Source organism: Deinococcus aestuarii, assembly GCF_018863415.1.
In the GTDB taxonomy this organism is placed as follows: Bacteria; Deinococcota; Deinococci; order Deinococcales; family Deinococcaceae; genus Deinococcus; species Deinococcus aestuarii.
In genome coordinates, this window is the sequence record NZ_JAHKSN010000007.1 from 173,558 (window position 1) to 180,898 (window position 7,341).

General features: G+C 70.4%; 6 protein-coding genes and 1 pseudogene. 2 read left to right on the forward strand and 5 right to left on the reverse strand.

The features are described 5' to 3' along the window. Complete coding sequence (locus IC605_RS11295) at positions 1 to 1,608, reverse strand: ABC-F family ATP-binding cassette domain-containing protein (protein WP_216323479.1); 1,608 nt, start codon at positions 1,606 to 1,608, stop codon at positions 1 to 3. Positions 1,609 to 1,859: 251 nt separating this feature from the next. Between IC605_RS11295 and IC605_RS11300 the strand changes: the two genes are divergently transcribed. Beyond that, the gene (locus tag IC605_RS11300) at positions 1,860 to 2,597 is read left to right on the forward strand and encodes a MerR family transcriptional regulator (protein ID WP_216323483.1); all 738 of its coding nucleotides are present in this window, start codon (positions 1,860 to 1,862) and stop codon (positions 2,595 to 2,597) included. Between the two features lie 39 nt (positions 2,598 to 2,636). Here the strand turns inward: IC605_RS11300 and mntB are convergent, their stop codons facing one another. From mntB to mntC, 3 genes are all read right to left on the reverse strand, one after another. Then, positions 2,637 to 3,449, reverse strand: a complete 813-nt coding sequence (gene mntB, locus IC605_RS11305) for a manganese ABC transporter permease MntB (RefSeq protein ID WP_216323486.1) — start codon at positions 3,447 to 3,449, stop codon at positions 2,637 to 2,639. A gap of 211 nt (positions 3,450 to 3,660) precedes the next feature. Beyond that, positions 3,661 to 4,383, reverse strand: a complete 723-nt coding sequence (gene mntA, locus IC605_RS11310) for a manganese ABC transporter ATP-binding protein MntA (RefSeq protein WP_216323489.1) — start codon at positions 4,381 to 4,383, stop codon at positions 3,661 to 3,663. A gap of 44 nt (positions 4,384 to 4,427) precedes the next feature. Next, on the reverse strand, positions 4,428 to 5,366 hold the full coding sequence (gene mntC / locus IC605_RS11315; RefSeq protein WP_216323553.1) for a manganese ABC transporter substrate-binding protein MntC: 939 nt from the start codon (positions 5,364 to 5,366) through the stop codon (positions 4,428 to 4,430). A gap of 129 nt (positions 5,367 to 5,495) precedes the next feature. On the opposite strand from mntC, the gene treS reads away from it, so the two are divergent. Further along, on the forward strand, positions 5,496 to 7,175 hold the full coding sequence (gene treS / locus IC605_RS11320) for a maltose alpha-D-glucosyltransferase (protein ID WP_216323503.1): 1,680 nt from the start codon (positions 5,496 to 5,498) through the stop codon (positions 7,173 to 7,175). Positions 7,176 to 7,241: 66 nt separating this feature from the next. Here treS and IC605_RS11325 read toward each other — a convergent pair. Continuing rightward, positions 7,242 to 7,341 (reverse strand): annotated as a pseudogene (locus tag IC605_RS11325) (IS5/IS1182 family transposase); the annotation flags it as partial.

The following is a 7,341-nucleotide window of genomic DNA, read 5'->3' on the forward strand; positions in this document are numbered from 1 at the left end:
TCAGCCCGGCCCCTCCGTCACCCCTCCGCCCCGCACGTCCCACACCCGCGTCGCCACCCGGCCCACCAGCGCGCGGTCGTGGCTGGCGAGGAGAACGGTCCCCGGGAAGGCGAGGAGCAGGGCTTCGAGCGCCTCAATCGCCCGGACGTCGAGGTGGTTGGTCGGCTCGTCGAGCACGAGAAGTTGTGCCCGCGTCACGCCCAGCCGCGCGAGACTCAGCCGCGTGCGCTGCCCGCCCGACAGCCCCGCGAGCGGAAAGGCCGGGCCGCCCGGCAGCCCCACCTGCGCCCCGACCTCGTGGAGCTGGTGGGGTGTGAGGGCCGGATTGGCGTTCAGCAGCGCGTCCCCGACCGTCTCCAGCCCCGCCAACTCCTCGCCGTGCTGGCCCGCCGCGTAGACGGTCAGGCCCTGCCCCCGGCGCACCTCGCCCCCGTGCGGCAGGGTGCCGAGGAGCGCGGCCAGCAGGGTACTTTTCCCGCCGCCGTTCGGCCCGGTCAGGGCGATGCGGTCGCCCCGGCGCACGTCCAGCCGCAGGGCACAGAGCACGGCCCGCCCACCGCGCACGACGGTGAGGTCGCGGGCCGTCAGCACCTCGGAGGGGCCGGGGGGAGCGGCGGGCAGGTCGAGGCGAAGCGTGCGGCGGTCCTGAAAAGGCTTCGAGACGGCCTGTTCGTCCAATCGGTCGATCTGCTTTTGCATCGCCTGCGCCCGGGCCGAGTGGATCTGCTGCGCCCGCCCCGCCTTGTGGCTGGACAGGAACTTGTCGTTGTCCCGCGCCCGGCGGCGGTTTTCCTGCACCGAGCCGATGCTGGCCTGCCGCCGCCGCTCCTCGTCCAACGCCTCCCTCTTTCTCCGGTACGCCGCGTGGTCGCGGGCCTGGGCGTCCCGCAGGGTCTCCTTGACCGCCATCGCCTCCGAATAGCCGCCCGGGTAGACGGTGAGCCCCCCGCGCTCCAGTTCCGCCGTCCGCGTCGCCACCGCATCCAGAAAGGCCCGGTCGTGGCTGGCGAAGACGAAGGGCGTGCCCGAGGCCCGAATCCAGCCCTCCAGCCACGCCGCCCCCTCCGCGTCGAGGTGGTTCGTCGGTTCGTCGAGGAGACACAGGTCGGCGGGGGAGAGGAGCAGCCGGGCCAGCATCACCCGGCGCATCTGCCCACCCGACAATCGGGCGGTGGAGGCCCCCGGCGTGAGCCCCAACCCGTCCAGCACCTCGGCGGCCCGGACCTCGAAGCTGTACCCGCCCGCCGCGCGGAAGGCTTCCTCGGCGTCGGCGAAGGCGTGGAGGGCCGCGCCTGTGCCTTCGCCGAGCCTCGCGGAGGCCGCCTCGAACTCCCCGCGTGCCCCCCTCACCTCCTCTGGCGTCACGGCATCGAGGACCGTCGCCCCGCCCGTGTCCGCGTGCTGGGCGAGGTAGGCCACCCGGCCCGTCCGCGTCACCGTCCCGGCGTCGGGCGCGTCCAGGCCCGCCATCCCGCGCAGCAGCGTCGTCTTCCCGCCGCCGTTCTCCCCGACGAGCGCGAGGCGTTCGCCCCCGCCGACCTCCAGGTCCACATCCGCAAAAACGGTCTGGTCGCCGAACACGCGGGCGACCCCTCTGAGCTGTAACACCACACCTTCCCCCTGCGAACACCGTTCCCTGCGGGCGAGCGGCCCCCACGTCACGCGCGGGGCCGGGGCTCGGGCCGAGTTACAGGGAGGGGAGACGCAAGGAACAACCTCGTCGAGTGGGGGAAGGCCGAACGCCGGGCAACCCGGACCGTTGCCGTCAGCCTACCCCGCCTTCCCGCCGGATAAGCCATTCGGCGGAGCTTGAACCTCCCGTCGCGTCAGGTTCTAGGGTGGGGTTCGGGAGGACGGGAATGCGCGTGAAGATCGGTGAACTCTCCCGCCAGACGGGCCTGAGCGTCCGGACCCTGCGCCACTACGACGCGCTGGGCCTGCTCACGCCGGGCGAGCGCACGGGCGGCGCGCACCGCCTGTACTCCCCAGGGGACGCCGAGCGGCTGTGGCAGATTCAGGCTCTCAAGTCCCTGGGCCTGAGCCTGGAAGCCGTCCGGCAGGTGCTGGACGACCCGGGGCACGCTCCCGCCGGGTTGCTGCGGCGGCACATCGAACACGTCGAGGCGCGCGTGCGGGAGGAGCAGGCCTACCTCGCCCGGCTGCGGAGGCTGGAACGTGCGGGGCAGCCCACCTGGGCGGAACTCATGGAGGTGATTCGGATGAGCGAGGAAAATCGCAAGAAGGTCGACCGCATGTTGGAGACGGTCCGGAGCGTCGGCGAGGATGGCCGCGAGAACTTCGACGAGGGCCAGATGGCCTACCTGCGAGAACGGGCCGGGACGGTCGGGCAGACGCGCATGGGGGAGGTGCAGCGCGAGTGGCCCGAGCTGATGACCGAGGTGCTGAACGAGATGGAGCGCGGCACGCCCCCGACCGACCCGAGGGTCAAGGCGTTGGCCGAGCGCTGGCACGCCCTCGTGCGTGAATTCACGGGCGGGCGGCAGGACATCGGGGACGGGTTGAACCGCGGGTACGAACGCCGCATGACCCCCGAGATGCAGGCGATGTGGGCGTACATCTCGGCGGCGGGCGAGTAGGAAAGCCAGGAGGGCCGGGGCTCGTCACCTCGGCTCCCTTCAGTTTTCCCGCCGCCGAAACGCCAGCGCCACCAGGAAGATCGCCGTGTTGACGAGCACGATGGTCGCGCCGGGCGCCGTGTCGAGGAAGTAGCTGAGGTACAGCCCGGTCACGCCCCCGGCCGCACCGAGCAGCGCCGCGAGCACGATCATCTTCCGCAGGCTGCGGGCGAGCAGGCGGGCGGCGGCGCTCGACGTGATCAGCAGGCTCACGCTCAGCGTCGTGCCCACGAGCTGCACCGTCAGCACGACGACCAGCCCGATCAGGATCAACAGCAGGCTTTCGAGGGCCCGCACCGGGAGGCCGATGGCCCGCGCCTCGGTGGGGTCGAAGGAGGCGAGCAGGAGTTCTTTTTGCACGGCGGTCAGGATGCCCCCCACGACGAGCGTGACGATGAGCGCCCCCCACAGGTCGCCCGGCGTGACGCCCAGCGGGTTCCCGATCAGGAAGTTGGTCAGGTCGGTGGTGAAGGTGGAGGCTTTTGAAAGCATCACCACGCCGAGCGCGAACATCCCCACGAACACGATGCCGATGGCGCTGTCCTGCTTGAGCCCGCCCCGCTGGCTGACGGCCCCGATCCCGAGCGCGGTGAGCACGGCGGCGACGAGCGCCCCGAGAAGCAGGTTCCCCCCCGTCAGGAACGCTCCCACGATGCCCGGCAACACCGCGTGGCTCATCGCGTCCCCGATGTAGCTCAGCCCCCGCAGCACCACCCACGCCCCGACGAGGGCGCACAGCACGCTGACGAGCACGACTGCCGCGAGTGCGCGCAGGAAGAAGTCGAACTGGAGGGGGTCGGTGAGCCAGGTCATCGGGGCCGCCCCCCGGTCCCCGGAGCGTTTGACGCAAGACGACTCGTCACCCTGAGCCCGGCGAAGGGTCTCTTCCAAGGCGCAGAAGAGGCTCCGCACTGCTCAGCCCGACCGTGTTCCCGTGTCGAAGGCGCTGCTACAGGGGGAGCGAAGGGCGGGGGGCACCTCGTCCCGGTGCCCTTGGCCGTCTGCCGTCTGCCCTCTCCCCCCATCACGCCTCCGCGTGGGTATGCCCGAGGTGGCTGGAGCTGAAGGTCGCCTCGATGTTGTGCGGGGTGTAGACCTCCTCCGGCGTGCCGTCCGCAATGACCCGCCGGTTGACGAGGACGAGGTGATCGCACCAGCGCCGCGCCTGCTCCAGGTCGTGCGTGACCATCACGACGGCCCGGCCCGCGTCCGCCTGGGCGCGCAGCAGGGCCATCAGTTGCTCCTGGGTGGCGGCGTCCACCCCGGTCAGCGGCTCGTCGAGGAGGAGGACCCGGGCGTCCCGCGCGAGCATTCGCGCCAGGAGCACCCGCTGGCGCTGCCCGCCGCTCAGCGCCCCGATGTGCCGCCCACGCAACTCGTACACGCCCGTCTGCCGCAGCGCGCCCGCCACCCGCTCGCGGTCGGCCCGGCTCGGCCAGCGCAGCCAGCCCACCCGCCCGGTGCGGCCCATCATCGCCACGTCCCAGACGGTCACGGGAAAGGCCCAGTCGAGCGTCTGCTGCTGCGGCACGTAGGCCACGTCGCCTTGCGCGCTGCCCCCGTCCGTAAAGGTCACCCGCCCGGCGGAGGGCACGTTCAGCCCCACCACCGTCTTGAGCAGCGTGCTCTTGCCCGCCCCATTCGGCCCGATCACCGCGGTGAAGCTGCCCGGCGCAAACTGCACCGTCGCCCCCTCCAGCGCCGTGTGCGCCCCGTACCGCACCGTCAGATTCTCCACCGCGAGCATCGGGCGAGCATAGCGTGATTGGAAGCAATATTGCGAATGCGGAATCAAGAGGCGCGGTCCTGCTTCAGCGCCCTCACCATCGTGTCCACGTTCGCCCGAAACGCCTTGAGGTACGTATCGCCCGCGCTCCCCTTCGGCCCCAGGGCGTCGGTGTAGAGGGGCGGGGCGATGGTCGCGCCAGTCTCACGGGCGAGCGTTTGGGCAAGGCGGGTGTTCAGCGTGTTCTCGGTGAAGATGACGCGGGCGCCGCTCCCCTTCACCGCCCCAATGAGGGTGGCGAGTTCGCGGGCGCTCGGCTCGCGCTCGGTGCCGAGGCCGGGGATGACGGTGCCGACGACGGTCAGGCCGTAACGCTCGGCGAGGTAGTGCAGGCTGTCGTGGTTGGTGACGACCTTGCGGCGGGCGGCGGGGACGGTGGTGAACTGTTTTTTCGCGTAGGCGTCGAGGGCCTGGAGCTGTCTCAGGTAGGCGGCGGCATTGTTCGCGTAAGTTGCCTTCCCGGCCGGGTCGAGCCGTGTGAGGACCGTCTGCACGTTCCGCACGTATCCGGCGGCGAGGGCCGGGTCCCACCAGGCGTGGGGATCGAGGGCGCCGTGGCCGTGCTCGTCCCCGTGGTCCTCCTCGTGCCCGGCCTCGCGCAGCTTCAGCCCCGCCGTCAGCTCGGTCACGGGCACCCCCGGCGCGGCGGCCCGCAGCTTCGGGAGCCAGGGTTCCAGGCCCGCCCCGTTGACGAACAGGGTGCGGCTGCCCGCCAGCCCGCGAATGGCGGCGGTGGTCGGCTGGAAGGCGTGGGTGTCCCCGCCGGGCGGCACGATCACGTTCACGCTCACCCTGTTCCCGCCGACCACCCGCACGAAGTCCGCGATGATCGTCGTCGTCGCGCTCACAGGCAGGGGCGCCGCCGAGGCCGTGCCCACTCCCAGGGTCAGCAGGAGGCTGGCGAGGGCGCCGCACCCGAGGAGGGACGGCCCCCCCCTCGTCATGTTGCCGTGTTCCGTCCGGTGGTCTTTGCGGGTCATAATGATAAGTCTTTATCACATCCTGTCGTCCGGCTGTGTGGTGTCCGTCCTCCCCCTGGCACCGCTTCCAGGCGGCGCCCTAGACTGCGCGCCATGACGCAAGCCGCCGTGCAGCCCGCCGTTCCCGACTGGTACAAGAGCGCCGTCTTCTACGAACTCTCCGTCCGCACCTTCGCCGATGGCAACGGCGACGGCAAGGGCGATTTTCCAGGCCTGACGGGTCGCCTCGACTACCTCAAGAACCTCGGGGTGGACTGCCTGTGGCTGCTGCCGTGGTACCCCAGCCCCCTGCGCGACGACGGCTACGACGTGGCCGACTACGTGGGCATCCACCCCGACCTGGGCACGCTCGACGACTTCAAGGTCTTTCTGCGCGAGGCACACGCCCGGGGCCTGAAGGTGATCGGCGACTTCGTGACCAACCACACCTCCTCCGACCACCCGTGGTTCCAGGCGGCGCGGCGCGGCCCGGTGCTCCCCGACGGCACGCCGAACGAGTACCACGACTACTACGTCTGGAGCGACACGGGCACCGAGTACGCGGGGGCCAGGATCATCTTCACCGACACCGAGACGAGCAACTGGACGCGCGACGAGATGTGCGGCAAGTATTACTGGCACCGCTTCTTCTCCTCGCAGCCCGACCTGAACTACGACAACCCGGCAGTTCTGAAAGAGATCATGGACGCCGCGCGCTTCTGGCTCGACCTCGGCATCGACGGCTTCCGGGTGGACGCGGTGCCGTACCTGATCGAGCGCGAGGGGACGAACTGCGAGAACCTGCCCGAGACGCACGCGATCCTGCGGGAGATGCGCCGGGTGGTGGACGCCGAGTACCCGGGCCGCCTGCTCCTCGCGGAGGCGAACCAGTGGCCCGAGGACGTGGTGGAGTACTTCGGGACGGAGGGGGAGCCCGAGTTCCACATGTGCTTCAACTTCCCGGTGATGCCCCGGCTGTACATGAGCCTGAAGCGCGAGGACACGACGAGCATCCGGCAGATCATGGACCGCCTGCCCTCCATCCCGTCCTTCGGGCAGTGGGCGACCTTCCTGCGCAACCACGACGAGCTGACGCTGGAGATGGTCACCGACGACGAGCGCGCCTTCATGTACGCGGCCTACGCGCCCGACTCGCGCATGAAGATCAACGTGGGCATCCGCCGCCGCCTCGCGCCGCTGCTCGACAACGACCGCCGCCGCATCGAGCTGCTGACCACCGTCCTCCTCGCCCTGCCCGGCAGCCCGATCCTGTACTACGGCGACGAGATCGGCATGGGCGACGACCTCTCCCTCGCCGACCGCAACGGCGTGCGCACCCCGATGCAGTGGAACGCCGGGGTCAACGGCGGCTTTTCCACGGCGGCCCCCGAGCTGTGCTTCTTCCCGCCCATCGGTGACCCGGTGTACGGCTACGGGCGGGTGAACGTGGAGAGCCAGCAGCAGGACCCCAGCAGCCTCCTCAAGTGGGTGTCCCGCCAGCTCGAACTCCGGCGCCACAACGCCGCCTTCGCGCACGGCGACCTCACCTTCGTGGAGACCGGCAACCCCGCCGTCCTCGCCTTTACCCGCACCCACGGTGACGAGACCCTGCTCATCGTCAGCAACTTCGCCGGGAACGCCCAGTCCGCCGGGCTCGACCTCGCCGAACACGTCGGGCGCAGGCCCGTCACCCTCGCGGGCGGCAGCCACTTCCCACCCGTCACGGAAGGGCCCTACCCCATGATCCTCGGCAAGTACGACTACTACTGGCTCAAGCTCAGCGGCGTGCGGTGAGCCGTCAGGAGAGCTGGGCTGGATGGGTCATGTCCAGCCCAGCTCTCCTAGAGGCTGGGCAAAGCCCTATCCAAAAAATGGCTTGATTTTCGCCAGCATCAGAACGCAAGCGGCAACAAAGTGAAAGCCGATCAGAGTAGAGGACAAGCGTTCTAAATCTCGTCCC

What these genes read in the sequence shown, in the direction of transcription:
- mntC (WP_216323553.1), bottom strand. Translation starts at nt 5,366, where the DNA reads ATGACGAGGGGGGGGCCGTCCCTCCTCGGGTGCGGCGCCCTCGCCAGC.
- mntB (WP_216323486.1), bottom strand. Translation starts at nt 3,449, where the DNA reads ATGACCTGGCTCACCGACCCCCTCCAGTTCGACTTCTTCCTGCGCGCA.
- IC605_RS11300 (WP_216323483.1), top strand. Translation starts at nt 1,860, where the DNA reads ATGCGCGTGAAGATCGGTGAACTCTCCCGCCAGACGGGCCTGAGCGTC.
- treS (WP_216323503.1), top strand. Translation starts at nt 5,496, where the DNA reads ATGACGCAAGCCGCCGTGCAGCCCGCCGTTCCCGACTGGTACAAGAGC.
- mntA (WP_216323489.1), bottom strand. Translation starts at nt 4,383, where the DNA reads ATGCTCGCGGTGGAGAATCTGACGGTGCGGTACGGGGCGCACACGGCG.